The organism is Brachyspira hampsonii, from assembly GCF_002214805.1.
Classification (GTDB): Bacteria; Spirochaetota; Brachyspiria; order Brachyspirales; family Brachyspiraceae; genus Brachyspira; species Brachyspira hampsonii.
The window spans coordinates 2,332,320-2,351,265 of the sequence record NZ_CP019914.1; the positions used below are offsets into that span (position 1 = coordinate 2,332,320).

The 18,946-nt window shown below is 29.3% G+C and carries 18 protein-coding genes and 1 pseudogene; 9 read left to right on the top strand and 10 right to left on the bottom strand.

Annotated elements, in window-relative coordinates; all coding sequences use genetic code 11:
* Together BHAMNSH16_RS10255 and BHAMNSH16_RS14330 are read right to left on the bottom strand one after the other, a co-directional pair.
* Entirely contained in the window at nt 1–930 is a 930-nt protein-coding gene (locus BHAMNSH16_RS10255; protein ID WP_069731455.1) for a DMT family transporter, read from the bottom strand.
* Nucleotides 931–943: 13 nt separating this feature from the next.
* Nucleotides 944–1,090, bottom strand: a complete 147-nt coding sequence (locus tag BHAMNSH16_RS14330; protein ID WP_164071391.1) for a hypothetical protein — start codon at nt 1,088–1,090, stop codon at nt 944–946.
* Nucleotides 1,091–1,252: 162 nt separating this feature from the next.
* On the opposite strand from BHAMNSH16_RS14330, the gene BHAMNSH16_RS10260 reads away from it, so the two are divergent.
* Nucleotides 1,253–1,645: a rhodanese-like domain-containing protein gene (locus tag BHAMNSH16_RS10260; RefSeq protein ID WP_069731456.1), complete on the top strand. Its 393-nt coding sequence runs from the start codon at nt 1,253–1,255 to the stop codon at nt 1,643–1,645.
* Between the two features lie 64 nt (nt 1,646–1,709).
* Here the strand turns inward: BHAMNSH16_RS10260 and BHAMNSH16_RS10265 are convergent, their stop codons facing one another.
* Nucleotides 1,710–2,081 (bottom strand): STAS domain-containing protein, encoded by a 372-nt coding sequence (locus BHAMNSH16_RS10265; RefSeq protein ID WP_069731457.1) that lies wholly within the window; start codon nt 2,079–2,081, stop codon nt 1,710–1,712.
* Between the two features lie 26 nt (nt 2,082–2,107).
* Nucleotides 2,108–2,344: a DUF3467 domain-containing protein gene (locus tag BHAMNSH16_RS10270; RefSeq protein WP_008729275.1), complete on the bottom strand. Its 237-nt coding sequence runs from the start codon at nt 2,342–2,344 to the stop codon at nt 2,108–2,110.
* Between the two features lie 315 nt (nt 2,345–2,659).
* Here BHAMNSH16_RS10270 and BHAMNSH16_RS10275 point away from each other — a divergent pair, with 315 nt between their 5' ends.
* The 8 genes from BHAMNSH16_RS10275 to BHAMNSH16_RS10305 all read left to right on the top strand — a co-directional run bounded on the left by BHAMNSH16_RS10275 (nt 2,660) and on the right by BHAMNSH16_RS10305 (nt 11,636).
* On the top strand, nt 2,660–3,382 hold the full coding sequence (locus tag BHAMNSH16_RS10275) for a LolA family protein (protein WP_008729274.1): 723 nt from the start codon (nt 2,660–2,662) through the stop codon (nt 3,380–3,382).
* Between the two features lie 14 nt (nt 3,383–3,396).
* Nucleotides 3,397–3,804 carry a helix-turn-helix domain-containing protein gene (locus BHAMNSH16_RS14635; protein WP_241033603.1) on the top strand — a complete coding sequence of 136 codons (408 nt, stop codon included), beginning with the start codon at nt 3,397–3,399 and terminating at the stop codon, nt 3,802–3,804.
* A gap of 95 nt (nt 3,805–3,899) precedes the next feature.
* Nucleotides 3,900–4,769: a hypothetical protein gene (locus BHAMNSH16_RS14640; RefSeq protein WP_241033604.1), complete on the top strand. Its 870-nt coding sequence runs from the start codon at nt 3,900–3,902 to the stop codon at nt 4,767–4,769.
* A 68-nt stretch (nt 4,770–4,837) separates the two neighbouring features.
* Nucleotides 4,838–6,160: a 30S ribosomal protein S12 methylthiotransferase RimO gene (gene rimO / locus BHAMNSH16_RS10285; protein ID WP_008729273.1), complete on the top strand. Its 1,323-nt coding sequence runs from the start codon at nt 4,838–4,840 to the stop codon at nt 6,158–6,160.
* A 17-nt stretch (nt 6,161–6,177) separates the two neighbouring features.
* Nucleotides 6,178–8,016 carry an ATP-dependent Clp protease ATP-binding subunit ClpX gene (gene clpX / locus BHAMNSH16_RS10290; protein WP_008729272.1) on the top strand — a complete coding sequence of 613 codons (1,839 nt, stop codon included), beginning with the start codon at nt 6,178–6,180 and terminating at the stop codon, nt 8,014–8,016.
* An 82-nt stretch (nt 8,017–8,098) separates the two neighbouring features.
* The gene (locus BHAMNSH16_RS10295; RefSeq protein WP_008722679.1) at nt 8,099–8,671 is read left to right on the top strand and encodes an RNA polymerase sigma factor; all 573 of its coding nucleotides are present in this window, start codon (nt 8,099–8,101) and stop codon (nt 8,669–8,671) included.
* The gene (locus BHAMNSH16_RS10300) at nt 8,668–8,997 is read left to right on the top strand and encodes a hypothetical protein (RefSeq protein WP_008727924.1); all 330 of its coding nucleotides are present in this window, start codon (nt 8,668–8,670) and stop codon (nt 8,995–8,997) included. The genes BHAMNSH16_RS10295 and BHAMNSH16_RS10300 overlap by 4 nt, the downstream gene beginning before the upstream one ends.
* Nucleotides 8,998–9,149: 152 nt before the next feature.
* A complete protein-coding gene (locus BHAMNSH16_RS10305; RefSeq protein ID WP_008727925.1) occupies nt 9,150–11,636 on the top strand; it encodes an ATP-dependent Clp protease ATP-binding subunit in 2,487 nt (828 codons plus the stop codon).
* Nucleotides 11,637–11,713: 77 nt separating this feature from the next.
* On the opposite strand, the gene BHAMNSH16_RS10310 is transcribed toward BHAMNSH16_RS10305, so the two are convergent.
* The 6 genes and pseudogenes from BHAMNSH16_RS10310 to BHAMNSH16_RS10335 form a co-directional block, all read right to left on the bottom strand.
* Nucleotides 11,714–12,277 carry a DNA/RNA non-specific endonuclease gene (locus tag BHAMNSH16_RS10310; RefSeq protein ID WP_008727926.1) on the bottom strand — a complete coding sequence of 188 codons (564 nt, stop codon included), beginning with the start codon at nt 12,275–12,277 and terminating at the stop codon, nt 11,714–11,716.
* Between the two features lie 207 nt (nt 12,278–12,484).
* Complete coding sequence (locus BHAMNSH16_RS10315) at nt 12,485–14,329, bottom strand: LysM peptidoglycan-binding domain-containing protein (RefSeq protein ID WP_039954172.1); 1,845 nt, start codon at nt 14,327–14,329, stop codon at nt 12,485–12,487.
* A 14-nt stretch (nt 14,330–14,343) separates the two neighbouring features.
* Nucleotides 14,344–14,964 carry a hypothetical protein gene (locus BHAMNSH16_RS10320; RefSeq protein WP_008722691.1) on the bottom strand — a complete coding sequence of 207 codons (621 nt, stop codon included), beginning with the start codon at nt 14,962–14,964 and terminating at the stop codon, nt 14,344–14,346.
* Between the two features lie 267 nt (nt 14,965–15,231).
* Nucleotides 15,232–16,631: pseudogene (gene gltA / locus BHAMNSH16_RS10325) on the bottom strand (NADPH-dependent glutamate synthase).
* 251 nt (nt 16,632–16,882) lie between these two features.
* Complete coding sequence (locus BHAMNSH16_RS10330) at nt 16,883–17,797, bottom strand: dihydrodipicolinate synthase family protein (RefSeq protein WP_008727929.1); 915 nt, start codon at nt 17,795–17,797, stop codon at nt 16,883–16,885.
* The gene (locus tag BHAMNSH16_RS10335; RefSeq protein WP_008727930.1) at nt 17,794–18,915 is read right to left on the bottom strand and encodes a Gfo/Idh/MocA family protein; all 1,122 of its coding nucleotides are present in this window, start codon (nt 18,913–18,915) and stop codon (nt 17,794–17,796) included. Before BHAMNSH16_RS10335 ends, BHAMNSH16_RS10330 begins: the two co-directional genes overlap by 4 nt.
* Nucleotides 18,916–18,946: the final 31 nt, after the last annotated feature.

Here is an 18,946-nt window from a genome sequence, read left to right on the forward strand (position 1 = left end):
TTATTGATTGTTTATTATCTTTTTTGTATTTATTTTATTCATTTTTTTGAATGAAATATTTGCCTGCGATATTATAACTCCTAATAATATAAAAACTATTCCTACTACAGCGAATACAGTTATATTTTCATCTAAAATGATTTTTGAAGCTATTAAAGTTATTATTGGTATGAAGTATATATATGTATTAGTTCTTACAGCACCTAATATTTTTATGGAATAAGCCCAAGTTATAAAACATAAAGTGCATGCGATAAAAGATAAAAATAAAAAATTGATTAAGTTTATAGGTTTTAAATAATCATTTATATTTACATCAAAGCCCATAAATAACATTGCAGGCAGCATAAATATTATTCCATACATAAAAGTTTTTTTAGTTATTAAAACAGAATTATATCCCAAATCTGCAATTTTTTTTACTAATACAGAATATATTCCCCACATAACAGCAGCTAATACGGCAAACATATCCCCTATAGGATTTATTTTTAATATAAACTTTCCATTGAATGCTATCACAAATATACCGATTATAGCAAATATGAATCCTATAAAGAAATTAATTTTTAGTTTTTCTTTTAAAAATACTGATGCGAATATTCCTGTAAATAATGGACCTATAGCAACTAAGATACCAACATTTGATGCCAAAGAATAGTTTAATGCTATATTTTCAAATAAATAATAAAGTGTTATTCCGCTTAATCCTGTAAGAGCAAATAATATTTCTTCTTTCTTTGTATGTATTTTATTATTTTTACGGTATATTATTAAGAGTAAAGCAAATCCTAATAAAAACCTGCTGAAAAGTATCTCTATAGGGGAGAAATCTCTTAATAATATTTTTGTAGAAATAAAAGTAATACCCCACATTAATATACTGAAAAATGTGCATAAGTATGCTTTAATATTTTGATTGATGAACATTGTGTTTTTCCAATTATTTAGAAGAATCCCTTATAACATTTTTTATATATTCATCATCTTCTATGACTTTTATAGAATTTTTATTATCTATTTCTTTTTTATCAGAACAAGATAACATCAGCATAACTAAAATTAATAAACAATATATCTTTTTTATCATTACCATTATCCGCAAATAAATTATACTATATTATATAAACAGTATAATTCCTAAAAATATAAAAAATAATTACTTTATTGATAAAATTGTTTGACAAAATGTTTAAATATAATATTATTGTTATTAACATAATATCGGCATAATTTTAAAGGAACTATGAATATGAAAAAGATTTCATTATATTTTATTATTTCAATATCATTATTATTTGTATTTTCATGCTCCAAAAAACCTTATAATAATGTCAATTTAAAAAAAGCATTGGATTTGATGAGTAAATCAACTAATTTAGTTTTATTAGATGTTAGAACAGCAGAAGAATATATGGGAGGAAGTGCCCCTAATTCTATTAATATTGATGTACTTAATACAGATTTCAAAAGTAAAATAGATCTTTTAGATAAAAATAAAGAATATATAGTATACTGCAGAAGCGGAAACAGATCTGCTATAGCTTCGAGTATAATGGCTACCAATGGATTTTTACATGTTTATAATTTGCAGAATGTAAGTTATGCAGATTTTGTAAATGCTATATTAACAAATCAAAATTAACTTTTTGATATATTAATTTAAAATAGGCATGGAAATTATTTCCCATGCCTATTTTTTTATTATATTATGATGCTTTTATTTCTTTTATAGCACTTTGTATATCATCATATATTTTTACTTTTTTATGTGCTTCTAATGATTTTAAAGACCATTTTGAATATTCATTTAATCCCGTTAATATTAAATTTCCTCCCCTAAATTCCAATACTTTTTGAACTTCAAGCATTAAATATATAGCATTGGATATTATGTATTTAGTATTGTTTACGAAATGTATAATTATATTTTTGGTATAATTTTCTAACAGCCTATTTAGTATATTATAAAGCTCATTGTATATGCTTGAATTAATATCTTTTTCTATTATTAGAATTATATTTTTATCATTATTTATATAGTATTCTTTTATACTGTTTTTTGTAATATTTTTTTCCATAAATTACTCCTTTTCATTAATTAGTTTTATATTAAATTTCCCCCTTCTCTAAATTTATCAATTTTTTCTTTTAGTGTATCATATAGTCTCAGAAAACTAGGCAGAGATAAATATACAGCAGTGTCAACATCAACAGTATTTTCTTTTCTCATTTCATTTCCTAGCAAAAGAACTATTTCTTCATCATTTTGTATTATGGCACTTCTATTGCTGTATATGCTTCTTGATTTTTTCATATTGTATTTTGTATTGTTTATTTTCATATTACCTCCTTTTATGATTTATATATTATTATCATAATGTGATTTTCAATTCTTATCTTTATATATTTAAAATATACTTTATATTTTAAATAAGTCATTAATGTGAGGTAATATATAGTTCCTATAAATATTAATAAGTATATATATTATAAAAAAATTAAAAATTTATAAGCATTTTTTATAAAAAACGAGTATGAATTTATTTGTTTTAAATAAAAAAATAAAATACTTGTTTTTTATAGATTTTTATTATATCATATAATATTAGTAAAAAATCGAGTTAAAGTTTAATATTTAAGGAAAGAAAAATAATTTATGAAAAAAATTGTATTGTTTATTATATTGCTAAGTATTCAAGCTCATTCTCAAATAATGACTCCCGAAAAAGTTGTTAGTATGATATCTAATAGATTTTCTGCTATTAAAGGTTTTTCAGCTAATTTTGTAGAGAGAAATGGTGAAAAAGTATCTTACGGAAATGTTATAACTAAAAATCCTAATTTGTTTAGAATGCAGTACTCAAGCGGAGGAAATGGGCAGTCTATATACTGTAATGGAGAAACTTTATGGATAATATTTCCTAAAAATAATGTTGTGGCAGAACAGAAATTAAATTACGGTGATTCAGGTGCCATATATACTCCTGAAGGAATTATGAGACTTACTACTAAATTTAATATAGATTTTTATAATGAAAGAGAACTTGTGTCTGTAAACAGTTTTAACGATTCTGAATTGGGAATAGCTAAATATAATAGTTCTTATGCTGCAAATGATAACAGAAAGGCTTATCATATGCTTTTAACTTCAAAACAGGCCAGCGTAGACAGAACAGGTTTCACTAAAATACATTTATGGGTAGATAATACAGGTATGATTATAAGAATATTAGGAATAACAACTACAAATGTTCCAGTAGAGTATTTATTTACATCTATTAGATATAACCCTAATTATGAAGATAACAATAAGGATTTTGAACCGGAAATATCAGAAAATATGCAGGTTCTTAAAGATGGTTTAGTACCTAACAATTAATTTTAAGGATTTATATGGAAACTATAGGTCAAATATTAAAAAATGCTAGAGAAAAGAAAGGGCTTACAATAGAAGAACTTGAGGCTACTACTCATATAGTTGCAAGATTTATAAAGGCTTTAGAGAATGAGGAATTTGATGTTCTGCCGGGAGAGATATATGTAAAAGGCTTTATAAAGAATTTGAGCGATAAATTATCATTAGATGCTGATATGGTTCTTGAAAGATATAATTTGCAGAAAAACGGCATTAAGTCCGAACAGGATTTATTAAAAGGAAATAAGAGTATAAAAAATATTAAAAAAATAAAGAGCCTGTTAAAGAAATTAAAGACAATAAAGATGTTAAAGATACCAAAGAACAAGAAATTAATAAAGAAGCAAAAGATACTAATACAAAAGAATCTCTTAAAGATGTTATAAATACAGAAAAGCATGAAGAAAAAACCATAAAAGAAACAAATAAAAAAAATAAAAATACTAATACAAATAACCGTGCCGAAACAGATTTGATTTTTATGGCAAGGAGAGATTTATATAAATTAAGGAATAAGGATAAATCTATAATACCTACAATAATTGTTGTACTTGCGGTTATTGTTGTTATAGCAGTTATAGTACTTAATTGGAAAAATATAACAGGATTTATATTTCCTTCAAATAACAAAAGACAAAATAGGAATGAAGTTGAAATATCAAAGAATATAGTTGACAGTAAGGCTAAACAAAGCGTAAAATCCGGAGATATTATATATTTTAAGCCTCTTGGAATATCTGCTACAATTAAATTTAACAGCATAGGAAATGTTCTGCATATAAATATTAACGGACAGGACTTATCTTTCTCTAAGAGCAGTCCTATAATATTGGATTTGAACGGTAATGGAATAAATGATTTTAGGATAAGCGTTATAGAAGTTTATGATAATTCGGCTACTGTGGAAATGGAAAAACTTGAAGAAAATCAAATGGTTAATACAGGTTATACAAATGATATTGAAACAGATGCTGCTTTAAATAGTACTAATTATAATAATACAATTTCTACAAATTTACTTGTGATAAATGGAGAAACTTATATAGAACAGGATACTGAGAAAGTAGATATCAGAATAGAGATAACTGCTAAGCATTTTGTATATATAAGATATTTTATAGATTCAAACAGACCGGCAACTACTAACCTTTTAAGCGGTAAAACATTGTATTTAGAGGCTAAAGATGTTGTTATGCTTACTATAGGTAATGCTGGAGAGGTTGTAGTTAAAGTTAATGGAAAGATTATTAATGTAGGAGCTGCTGGTGAAACTGTTAATAAGACTATAAAATGGGTTAAGAATTTGAATGACTCTACTAGATATAATCTTATTATGTCAGATACTAAATAATTATTTATTTTTTATCTGAATAATTTTCGTCAGACTGTCATATTTAAAATTAAAAAAGGAAATTTAATTTGCAGAATATATATTTACATAGTTTAGGATGTGAGAAGAATACTGTTGATGGAGAGCATATATTAGCCATATTACAGAAAAAAGGCTTTAATATTACTAATAATCCGGAAGATGCAGATATAATAGTTATAAATACTTGTGCTTTTATAGAGGATTCAAAGAAAGAGTCCATTGATGCTATATTTGATCATTCTATGTATAAAAAATACGGAAAATGTAAAAGGCTAATAGTATCAGGCTGTATGAGTGAAAGGTATAAAGAAAATTTTCTTGAGATGTTCAAGGAAGTTGATTCTGCTATAGGTATATATGATTTAGAGAATATATTAAAAGCCGTAGAAGAAGATGGTTTTCATGATGCAAAAGAAAATACTGAATATAAAGAGTATGGTGATAGAGTAAATACAGGCACTAAGTATAGTGTTTATATAAGAATAAGCGACGGATGTCATGCCAACTGCAGTTTTTGTGCTATACCGGGAATCAGAGGCGATCATAGAAGCAGAAAGATTGAAGATATAGTAAAAGAAGCTGAAAATTATGCCAAAAACGGAGCTAAAGAAATTAATTTAATAGCTCAGGAAACAACTTTTTACGGATATGATATATATAATAAATTAGCCTTACCGGATTTACTTAAAGCTCTTTCAAAAGTTGAAGGCATTAAGTGGATAAGAGTGCTTTATCAGAATCCAGTTGTTTTGAATGATGAGATAATAGAATCTTTTTTTACTACTGATAAAGTTGTTCCTTATTTTGATATACCTTTGCAGCATGTGGATAAAAATATATTAAAATATATGAACAGAGGAACAAGAAGCTATAAATTTTATAGGGAAATGATAGACAAAATAAGAAGCTATAATAATGATGCTGTTATAAGAACTTCTTTGATAGTCGGATTTCCGGGAGAGACTGCTGAATCATTTAAAAAGTTAATAAAGTTTGTAAGAAATGCTCAGATTGATAGGGTAGGAGTATTTACTTATTCTGAAGAGGAAAATACAAAGGCTCTTCTTATAAACAAGCCTAAAATGAGCAGAAATAGAAAATTAATGCTTAGAGAAAGACTTATGAGGGCGGCTATAGAAGTGTCTGAAAAAAGATTGGAGAGATTTATAGGAAGAACTATAGATGTATTGATAGAAAAAAAAGAAGATGATAATAAATTTATAGGCAGAAGCATATACGATGCTCCGGAAGTTGATGGATATGTTGAAGTTTATAATGAAAATACTAATAATAATATAAATATTGGCGATATAGTGCAGGTTGCTATTACTCATAATACAGAATATGATTTAATAGGCAATGTTATTTAATTAGGAGATCTTTTGTTATGAAGAAAAAAAAGCAGGGAAATGAATCCAGCAGTATTGGAAAAGAAGAAAAAAAATCATCTTATGCTAATAAAGAAGATGCTTTCAGGGCATATTTTGAAATAGTTACTAAAATAGTTTATACATTGAATCTAATATCAGATAGAAATGATATGACCAGAAGACTTTCAAGTAATATTGACAGAGCTTTGGGTTATGATGATGAGATGATGTCCAATAATGAAAAAATAGTTAATAACAGTAATGAAGTTGAAATACTTATAAATTCTCTTAAGACAGATGTAAAAAAGATATATTCTTTTAAGAAGTATAATTTTAATATAGAAAGATTTATCTTAGAAAAGGATTTAGATTTAGATGAGAGATTTATTTTGTATTCTGTATTAGTTTATACTATTTACGGCGATTCTATGTCGGCTATATCTGTTAGAAGAATATTAGAGCTTATCACATTAAATAATGACATATATATAAATAAGTATCATTATTTTGATAATAATAGTAAATTAATATCAAGCGGTATATTTAATCTATCACATGAACCCTATCCTAGCAGCGGTATACTCGAAATAACAAATACATTAATAACATTTATAAATTCCAGAGTAATATTTGCATTTCTAGAGAAAGATAGTTACAGTGTTATAGAAAGTATAATCAGCAATGAAGAAATTTTAAAAAAATACTCATTAGAAAATAAAATAGGCAGTAAACGCAAATCCTCAAAATCAGATATTTTAACTCCTAAAGAAATAGTTGCTCAATTAGATAAAACAGTCATAGGTCAGGACGAAGCAAAAAAAGCATTGGCAGTACATGCCTATTTGCATTGTTTGAGAATAAACGGCAATAAAGATATACCTTTCAGATCAAATATTCTTATGATAGGACCTACAGGAGTTGGAAAAACTTATTTAGTGAAAACATTGGCAGATATATTGGGACTTCCCTTTGCCCGTGCAGATGTAACTACACTCACAGAAACAGGATATGTGGGCGATGATGTAGAGGTTGTTCTTTATAATCTTTATAGAAAAGCCAATGGCGATTTGGAGCATGCTCAACATGGCATAGTATTTTTAGATGAGGTTGATAAGATAGCAAAGGCTGATGCTCATCAATCCACTACGGGAAATCCTTCTGATAAGGCTGTACAGGAAGCACTTCTTTCTATGATGAACGGAGAGGATATAAGAGTTCCTGAATTCGGCGACAGAAGAATGATGCATTCTAGTGACGGCATACTTATGAATACTAAAAACATATTGTTCATATTCGGCGGTGCTTTTGTGGGGCTTGATGATATTATTAAGATGCGTTTGAAGGGAGAAAGCAGTTTGGGATTTGGTTCTAATGCTGTTGTAAATAAGCTGCAGAAAAATAGGATATTGAGTCAGGTTGATGTTAAAGATATAGAAAAATATGGTATGATACCGGAGTTTATAGGTAGAATTCCAATAATAGTAACATTAAATGATCTTACTAAAGAAAATTTGAAAGATATCTTGACAAAAACTTCGGAATCTCCTATTATTAAATATACTGAATTTTTTAAAAGTATAGGTAAGAAGCTAGTAGTAACTGCTGAAGCTATCAATTTTATAGTTGATAAGGCTTCCAGCATGAATATGGGTGCAAGATCTTTAAAAAGTATAGTTGAAACTGCGATGATTAATATACTTTTTAATTTAGATGGAGTAAAGGGAAATACCTTAACTCTTACTAAATATGATATAGAAAATGCATTCAGTGAGAAGGAGTTTGTAACTTCAGGCAATGAAGATGATAAATTAGATAATTCCGGCAAGAATTTTTCTAAAGAATCTTTTATGGCTTGATTTTACTTTATTTTTGTTTATTTGTTATAAATAATGTATATATAATTATTTAAGAACAGGTAATATATTGGAGTTTGTAGAGATGATAGTAACTAAAGAAAAAGAATTATTAAAAGATTATGAATTAATAGAAGCACATAAGAAAGGTGATAGTGAAGCATTGGATATTTTATTAACAAGATATAAAAATTACATATTTAATTTATCATATCGCTTTATGCATAATTACGAAGATGCTATGGATTTAACACAAGATGTATTAATACGCGTATATAAAGCAATAGACAGATATGAAGAACGCAATTATTTTAAAGGCTGGTTATATCGTATAATAAGCAATACAGCTATTAATATGTATTCTAAGGCTTATAGGAGGGAATCTCCTTATCTAGAAAAATTAGAAATAGTTGATGATAAAAGATATAATACAGAAAAAGAATATGAAAGAATATATCTTCAGGAAAAAATTTATAATGCTTCTACTAAATTAAAGGGAAAACAGAGAGATGTCTTTATATTGAGATATTATGAGAATTACTCATATAAAGAAATATCAGATATTTTGAATATATCAAGCGATTCAGCTAAGAGTAATTATTCTTATGCTCTTAAAAAAATGAAATCGCTCCTAGAAAAAGAAAGGACTCTTTTATGAAACTACATGACATGATGCAATTTAAAAGCAAAATCGAAAAGAAAAGACATCATTTTGATTTGCCAAGTTTGCCTGATAGAGAATGGCAGTATATGCTTCAAAGGGCTAAGATGGAAAGTATGAAAAAAAATGAAGTTACTCCATTTTATGCTTTTATGAGTTCTGCTAGGCTTTCTATAGCACTCTCTACAGCGATAGTCTTGGTATTAGCTTTATCTTTGTTTTATGGAAATCCTAGTAAGGAAGATTCCCATAATACTAATACTGCATCATCTCGTAAAACTAACATAAATGTTGTTAATGTGGCTAATAGTAGTTTTATTTAAAATTTAAAACCTATAATAGAAATTCTGAATTATACATTGGCATATCTTTATGTTAATGTATAATTTTGTTTTATTTATAATAGTATTTCTATTATATCCGATAATGATTAGTAAAATATTTTTTTATATAAAACATAATACAGGATTATAATATGTTTCAATTTCATTTAACAAGCAAAGCAAAAAAGGTAATAGAATTATATGCTCAGGAAGAGGCTAAGAGATTAAATCATGATATGGTTACTCCTGAACATATACTTTTGGGTCTTCTGCATGAATCAGAGGCTTTGGCTACTCGTGTGTTATTGAGATTGAAAATTGATTTAGACAGACTTAAATTAGAATTAGAATCAGCTATGGTAAAATCTTCAACTACAAAAGTATTTGGAACTTTACCTACTGCTCCAAGAGTGCAGAAACTTATAAGCAGATCTGCTGAAGAAGCAAGAGCTTTAAGTCATAATTATATAGGTACTGAACATTTATTGCTTGGTCTTTTAAGAGAGGAAAGCGGCACTGCTTATAATGTACTTACAAGTATGGGGCTTGAGCTTACTATATTAAGACAAGAAATATTAAAAATGCTTGGTGTTGCCGGAAGTAATATGTCTTCTATGGAACAGACTAATCAGGAAGATAATGTTAAAAAGGTTAAAACTCCTACTTTAGATCAATTTGCCCGTGATTTAACTAAAATGGCTAGGGATAAGGCTTTGGATAAAGTTATAGGCAGAGAAAATGAAGTAATGAGAGTTGTTCAAATTCTTTCAAGGAGAAAAAAGAACAATCCTATACTTTTGGGAGAACCTGGTGTTGGAAAGACTGCTATAGTTGAAGGCTTGGCAGAGAAAATAGTTGCTGCAGATGTACCTGATATACTTCTTAAAAAACGCGTATTAACTTTAGATTTGTCTTCTGTGGTTGCTGGTACAAAATATAGAGGCGAATTTGAAGAGAGAATAAAAAATATAGTTTTAGAAATTAAAAAAGCAAATAATATAATAATATTTATAGATGAGCTTCATACATTAATAGGAGCAGGCGGTGCTGAAGGTGCTTTAGATGCTGCTAATATGTTAAAACCTGCTCTTTCTCGCGGAGAAATACAGTGTATAGGGGCTACTACAATCAATGAGTATAAAAAATATATAGAAAAAGATGGTGCTTTAGTTAGAAGATTTCAGCCTATCAATGTTGAAGAGCCTAGCGTAGAAGATACCATAGAAATTTTAAATGGAATAAAACCTAAATATGAGGAACATCATAAAGTAAAATATACTGATGAAGCTATTACTGCAGCTGCTGTATTGAGTAAAAGATATATATTTGAAAGACATTTGCCTGATAAAGCTATAGATTTAATAGATGAAGCAGGTTCAAGAGCAAGACTTCTCAATATGACAAGACCGCAGGAGTTCAAAGATTTAGAGAAGAAAATAGAAGAACTTAATCAAAATAAGAAAAATGCAGTTGATAATCAGAATTTTGAAGATGCTGCTAGAATAAGAGATGAAATTAGTTCTTTGCAGGAAGAGCTTTCAATTAAAGAAGAAAAATGGCGTGGAGAAAGAGAAAAGATAGAAACATTCATTGAAGAAGATGATATAAGACATGTTATATCTGAAATAACTAATATACCTATAAAAAGATTATTAAACTCAGAAAGCAAAAGACTTATAGGTATGGAAGAGGAACTTCATCAGAAGGTTGTAGGACAGGAAGAAGCTATATCTTCTATATCTAAAGCTATTAGAAGAAGCAGAGCAGGGCTTAAAACATCAAAAAGACCGCTTGGAAGTTTTATTTTCTTGGGACCTACAGGCGTTGGGAAGACTGCTTTAGCTAAAGTTCTTTCAGAGTTTATGTTTGGGGACAGTGATGCTCTTATCAGAATAGATATGAGTGAGTTTATGGAAAAGTTTGCTGTTAGCAGACTTATAGGAGCTCCTCCTGGATATGTAGGTTATGAAGAGGGAGGCGGACTTACTGAAAAGGTAAGAAGAAAACCTTATTCTCTTATACTTTTTGATGAAATAGAAAAAGCTCATCCGGATGTTACTAATATACTTTTGCAGGTGCTTGAGGAAGGGCAGCTTACTGATAATTTTGGAAGAAAAGTTGATTTTTCAAATACCATTATAATTATAACAAGTAATTTAGGAGCAAGAGATATTGTCAAAGGAAGTTCTTTAGGATTTAATGCCGTTGGAAGCGAAAAAGATGCTAATGATATTAAAAATTTTGCTTTGGAAGAATTAAAACAGAATTTCAATCCGGAATTTTTAAATAGAATTGATGATATTATAGTATTCCATACTCTTAGCAAAGATGATTTGAAAGATATTATTAATATAATGCTTAAAGAGCTTAATGATGCTATTAAAGAGAGAAATATTGTTATTAATTTAAGCGAAGAGGCTAAGAATTATATCATAGATAAAGGATTCGACAAGAAGTATGGTGCTAGAAGTTTGAGAAGAGCTATACAGAAAGAGATAGAGGATTATGTGAGTACTGAGATATTGTTCGGTAATATAGAAGATGGTGATACTATTAATGTTGATGCTAATGATGGCTCTTTGATATTTTCTTATGACAAGTCAGTTAAGGCGGAAAATAAGGAATTATCTAAAAGTTAGTTAACATACTCCTATAAATATTTGTGATGCTTCCAAAATTATTTTATGATTTTGGGGCGTCTTTTTATTTATATATATTATTCATTTGTGAGTATTTTTTTTACTCTGTAATTTGTATAATCTTTTTCTACATTATAATCTATAATAATTAAATATGGTCTTGTATTAGTATATACATACTTTATATCTATAATAATATTATTTATTTTATCCCCATTTATGATGCTTTCTCTCCATTCCATTTCTGTTTTTTTCATCTCTCCCATGTTTAGTTTTTTATTTATTGGTATAAGATTATCAATATTAGGAGAACCTCCGAATTGTCTGCCTATTATATGTCCTCCTTGATCCTTGCCCTTTATACCATAAAGCTCCACAACTTTTCTCTGAGCATAACTATTTCTTTTAGCATTTGAAAGTATGAGATTTTCTTTTCTTATAACCTTATATATTCTTGATTGTATGTCAGTGCTGTAGAGTGTTCCATTTATATTATATTTTATATTAGGTTTTAAATATTCTATTCTGTTTATTTTTATAAAATGAGATTTATCATTTTCATTTTTTATATTATATACATGATTAGTTTGGCATGATATTATAAAAATTATAGATAGTATTGAGATAATATATGTTTTCATATTCCTAATTAAATAGGATTATATTTTTTATTTATTTACTTACAACCTTTTAAAAGATTACTTTTTAATTTTTTTATATGAAAATACATTTTATATGCGGTATTTATTTTTGGAAATATTATTTTATAAGAATTATATTGTTGTATATATATTAAAAAAACCATGTACGAATTAATCATACATGGCTTTTTTTAATAACTGCTATTTTTAATTATTTGTTTGAGCAGTATTTTCTTCTTGCTGAGTATTATTCTGATTATTTTGCTGCTGATTTCTTAATATCATAGCTTCATCATAAGTTATATATTCCATATTAGGATCATAAGTACCAGCTCTTTCTTCACCATTCATACTAGGTATAGTTAATACCTGTCCAGGAAGTATCAAGTCTGGATTATTAGGATCTCTTAATACATTTCTATTAGCCTGATACAATCTATACCATTGTATAGGATCATTATATATGAATGAATAACCAGCTATTCTCCATAAAGCATCAGTTAAAGGAGTTCTTTGTACTACAGTATAATACATAGGAAGTACAGTAACTTTTCCTTCAGTATTAACAGTTTGACCAGTAGTAGCATCTATGATTTGACCAGTTTCATTATTGTTATTGTCTGTATCAACCAAGTCGCCGTCTCCAGGTCTCTTAGGTCCCATTTCATATATAGCATTCATAGATCTGTTAGCTTCTTCCAATTTTTCTCTAGCTAGAGTATTGTCATTATTAGCTAAAGCATCTTCAGCATCTTTTATTATTTGAGAAAGGTTTTGATCTTCTTCACTATTTGGAATTATATAACCCTCATCAATTAATTGCTGATATCTAGCTTTTATATCATCTAATTGTCTTTGATTTTCTTCTCTTGCTATAGTATTGTCGCGATTATTAACTAAGTCGTCCATAGCTTTAGAAGCCTCCAAAGCTTTTTGGCTTGCAGCAGCAGGATCTGTTTCTACAAGATTGTTAGCATCAGCTAAAAGAGTAGATATATTCTGATCAGTTTCATCTCCTCTTGTTATAGTGCTGTCATTAACAAGACTGTCGTATTTCTGCTGTGCATTAGCAATATCTTGTTTAGCTTTAGCAACAGCATCTGCCTGTTCTTTAGCAAGTGCTTCTTGTTCTGCTTTTTGTCTGGCTTCTTCTTCAGCTTTTCTTTTAGCTTCAGCTTCTGCTTTTGCCTTAGCTTCTGCCTCTGCTTTAGCTTTTGCCTCAGCAGCAGCTTTTGCTTTAGCTTCTGCCTCTGCTTTAGCTTTTGCCTCAGCGGCAGCTTTTGCCTTAGCTTCTGCTTCAGCTTTTGCTTTAGCAGCAGCGGCGGCTCTTTCAGCAGCAGCTTTTGCATCTGCTTCAGCTTTAGTAATGCCGGCAAGAGCAGCAGCAACATTTTGCTGAACGCTTGCAAAGTTATCAGATTTTAAAGCCTCATCAGCTTTAGTTAAAGCACCGGAAACTGTTTTATCATTATTATCACCTGCTTTTATACTTTTACCTAAAGCAGCATTATATTTAGATCTAGCATCAGCTATTGATTTAGAAGCAGTGTCTCTTTCTCTTCCTAAATAACCTTCTTTAACTGAATTAGCAGAAGATAATGCATTATTATAGTATTGTAAAACTGTATTAAAAGTATTAGAAGCAGTATTAAACTCTTCATCATTTTGAGCTACTGTATCAGGACCAGGTATGCTTCCTATATTAGCATTTCCTTCTTCAAAATATTTCACAGCTTCTTCATACTGAGTTTTGAATTGATTATCGCTTGCAGCTCCCATTTGATTTATTTCAGTTATTGCATTATTAGCATCATTTTTAGTTTTATTGATTCTAGCATTCATAAGTCTGTAGAACAATGCCATAGAAGCTTTATCGATGCTTACAGATGCCTCTTGAGACTTATCATAAGACTGCTGATATTGACCTTGATTTTGAAGATCATCAGCTTCTTGAGTTATTCTAGCAGCATCTTCATAAGTTTGTGCCGGTAAAACAGACCATGTGAAAGATAATAAAGCTATAGTAGCCATTATTTTTTTTATTTTCATCATTTACTCCTTATAAATTAGTTCTGTTCCTGTTCAAAGGCTTCTATTTCCTGCATCATCTTTTCTAATTGAGCTAAACGCTCTTTAACTAATTTCAAAGCCTCATCACTTCTATCAAATTGTTCTTTAGTTTTATTGTATAAATCTGTATAAGCTACTTTAGCTTGATAAAGTTTATCTACCATAACTCTGTAATCTTTAGTTTCAGCTGTATACATTGCATTAGCTTCTTGATATACTGTATCAGCTTTAGTAAATTCATCGCCGTACATTACACTAGCTTTAATATCAATAGCATTAGTTGCACTTTCATCAGTCTGTTTTTTTAGTATTTCAGAATATGGCGGTAAACCTTTGTCTAAAACCAAATTATAATTAGTCTCAGCAGTCAATAATAATTCTTTAGCTTTTTCCGCTTCATCTTCATTTTCTTCTTTCATTATGATATCAGCTTCAGCATAGCCTTTTTCTGCTATATCAAAATCTTCCTGAGCAAATGTTTGTATCTCCGGATATTTGTTTACTACAGTATCTCTTAGGGCAGTTACTCTTTCATACTCCTTTACAGGCAAACCGCCGCATGAAATAAGCATAAAAGCTATTAAGGTTATAAAACCTATTTGCAACTTCAATTTCATAATCAGATTAATCCTCCAGTGTTTATAAATATATTTTATGGCTTTCAATTAATTAAAACCATAATTATTAAAATAAGAAAAAAAAATAATTGCATTTTATAAAAAAAAGTGCAATTATGTTAACTATGTTATTATTAACGGTATAAAAGTCAATAGCTTTTGTAATTTTTTACCTATTTTACATATAAGATTATTTATTTTTTTTTGACAAAAAAAGAGACTTTTTTAAATAAAGTCTCTTTTTCATAAAGATATTTATAAAAAATATTACTTATTAGACAAATATTTATCTATTCCGGCAGCAGCTCTTTTGCCATCGCCAATAGCTAAGATAACAGTAGCAGCACCTCTGGCAGCATCGCCTCCAGCAAATACTCCTTCCATAGAAGTAGCACCTGTTTCTTCATCTATAACATAGGTACCTTTTTTAGTAGTTTGTAATTCAGAAACTTTTCTAGCTATAAGAGGGTTAGGAGTAGTACCTATTGCTACAATAACTGCATCAACTTCTATGTCTTCTGTTTGTCCTTTAACCGCAACAGGTTTTCTTCTTCCGTCAGTATCAGGCTCACCAAGTTCCATGACTTGAGTTCTAACACCTATAACATTGTCATTTTCATCACCCAATATTTCTAAAGGTGCTCTTAAGAATCTAAAATCAACTCCTTCTTCCATAGCATGGTGAATTTCTTCTAATCTTGCCGGAAGTTCTTTCTCAGTTCTTCTGTATATTATGTATACTTTTTCTGCACCTAATCTTACAGCAGTTCTGCAGGCATCCATAGCAACATTACCGCCGCCTAATACAGCTACTCTTTTATGTCTTATAACAGGAGTATCTACTTCAGGGAATTTATAAGCCCCCATTAAATTAACTCTTGTTAAATACTCATTTGCAGAGTAAACACCGCAGAAATGTTCTCCCGGTACATTCAAAAATGCAGGAAGTCCCGCACCTGTTCCTAAAAATATTGCATCATATTCTTTTCTTAATTCATTAAAATCTAAAGAAATACCTGCAACTTCATTAATTCTAAATTTTACACCATCTTTTTTAAGATTTTCTACTTCATGTGCTACTAATTCTTTTGGAAGACGAAACTCTGGAATACCGTACATTAATACACCGCCTATCGTGTGTAAAGCTTCTAATACAGTAACATCATATCCTAATTTTATTAAGTCTCCTGCACAGGCTAAACCAGCAGGACCTGCTCCGACTATACATACCTTTTTACCATTTTTTCTACTTTTAAATCTTCATGCTGAGCATGTTTTCTTTCATAATCAGCTACAAACATTTCCAATTTACCAATAGCAACAGGTTCAAATTTTTTACCTACTACGCATCTTTCTTCGCATTGCTCTTCCTGAGGGCATACTCTTCCGCATGCTGCAGGTAAAGCGTTTGTTTCTTTGATTTTTTTAGCTGCTTCTAAGAATTTTCTTTCTGCTATAAGCCCTATAAATTCAGGAATTTTTACTTTAGCAGGACAGCCCTCCATACAATGCGGAACTTTACAGTCTAAACATCTTAAAGATTCCTGATATGCCTGTTCTTCAGTGTAGCCCAAAGGAACCTCTTTAAAATCTTTCCTTCTTTCCTCCGGACTTCTAGTAGGCATTTCCTGTCTAGGTATTTCTCCTAATTTTGATCTTGGTGGCATATATATATCTCCTATTCTAGGTATTTTTTATTTTAACTTTTTATTATTGAAAAGATTATACTACAATTTTAAATATAATCAATGCTAATATTATTTTTTATTTTGAAGTTTTTTATTATTAGATTAATATACCTAATATAAATAAATATTATGAGTTTTATTATATGCAGCAATGCAATAAAAAAAACCGATCATTTATTTTAATGTGAATAAAAATGACCGGTTTTATATAAAAAATTATACAAAATATATTATTTTATACTGTTTATAGCATCATCTATCATTTTGGCACAATTTTCTATTTTCTTTTTATCTTCATCTATTATATTGCTTAATGGTTTTCTTACTCCGCCTAATTCCAAACCTTTTAATTTAAGAATAGCTTTCATTACTGCATACAAATTACCATGACATTCGCACATAGCATATATGATTCTGTCTATTTTATACTGTATATCTCTTGCTTTTTCAAACTGACATTTATTAACAGCATCATTAGCAGCTAAGAATAATTCAGGCATTACAGCATAAGTACCGCCTATTCCTGCATCAGCCCCTATTAATCTTCCGGCTACAAACTGTTCATCTGGTCCGTTAAATATGATGCTGTCATCACCTCCTACATCTTTAAACATTTGAATATCTTGTACAGGCATAGATGAGTTTTTTACACCTATAACTCTTGGATTTTCTCTCATTTTTTTGTAAAGATTAACATTTAAAGCAACACCTGCAAGCTGAGGTATATTATATATAATAAAATCAGTATTAGGTGCAGCAGCACTTATATCATTCCAATATTCTGCTATAGAATAGTCAGGAAGGTGGAAATATATCGGAGGTATAGAAGCTATAGCATCTACTCCCAATTTTTCAGCATGAGCTGCTAATTCAGCACTATCTGCAGTATTATTGCAGCCTACATGTGCTATGATAGTGATTTTTCCTTTAGCCACTTCCATAACATTTTCTAATACTAATTTTCTTTCCTCTTTACTGTGGTAAATACATTCGCCTGAAGATCCGCCTACATATAAGCCGTTTACACCTTTGTCTATCAAATGCTGTGTAAACTTTTTAACTCTTTCTGGGCTTATAGCACCTTTCTCATCATAACAAGCGTAAAAAGCAGGAATAATTCCTTTGTACTTATCTAAGTTTCTCATATTTTTTTATCTCCTATAATTTCTTTTAATTTTACTTTTTTATCCTCAAATCTTGATTTTGTCAAGGCATCAGCAGTTGCTATTGCTGCCCTTGCTGCCGCACCATTAAGAAGAGGTTTAAACTCTTCATCAGGTTTTTTTCCATGCATTATTTCATTAAAATAATGCATTTCTTTTTTCATAATGCTATGAAGCCACATAGGAGGTTTTTTACCCGGTTTTCCATACATAATAGCCCCGTCCATTTCTGTGCTATGATAAATTCTAGTTCTGTCATCATCTTCTTCCTGAGTTTCATGTATAAGAAAATGCGTATCTTTTCCATCTATTTTTAAAGTTCCGCCGCAATCACACATATCTAATTTAATAGCACCTTTAGTTCCTTGTATTAGTACATAATGTTCAGGCCAATGAAAAGCAGAACCCCATTCACAAACAGCATATCTATTATTAGGGAATTCTAAATTAATAAAAAGCATATCATCTTCATCTCCAAATCCTTCTCCATTATGCATAACATTTCCTCCTGTCATAGTAACAGTATCAGGTATTCCTCCCATTATAAATTGTATGCAGTCTAATTCATGAATATGATGATATAAATGTCCTCCTGATTTACTTCTAATTTTCTTCCAAGATATAGAAGGCTGCTGTTCTTCCCAACCATTTCTTGCAGAATGACAATATAATACTTCTCCTATTACACCATCATTAATAAGTTTTTTGGCATGACGAACTCCATTAAAAAAATTCATAACATGTCCGGCCATAAATATTACTCCATTTTCATTGCATGCATTCACCATCTCATCACAATCCTTATAATTTAATGCTATTGGCTTTTCGCAAAAAACATTAACTTTATTTTTGGCCGCTTTTATTACAGGTTCTTTATGCAAGTAGTTTGGTGTTGCAACTATAACAGCATTTACATCTTCTCTTTTGAAAAGGGTATCCAGATCTGTTTCAATATCACATTCTAATTCTTTAGATATAGTTTCGGCATTTTCCGGATCAAGTATAGCTGATATTTTAGCACCTTCTTCTGCTTTCATAATTCTTCCAAGTTCAGCTCCAAAATAACCAGTTCCTACAATAGCATAACCTATAGTTTCCATTTTTATCCTCCTAAGTGTAGTATAATTTTTT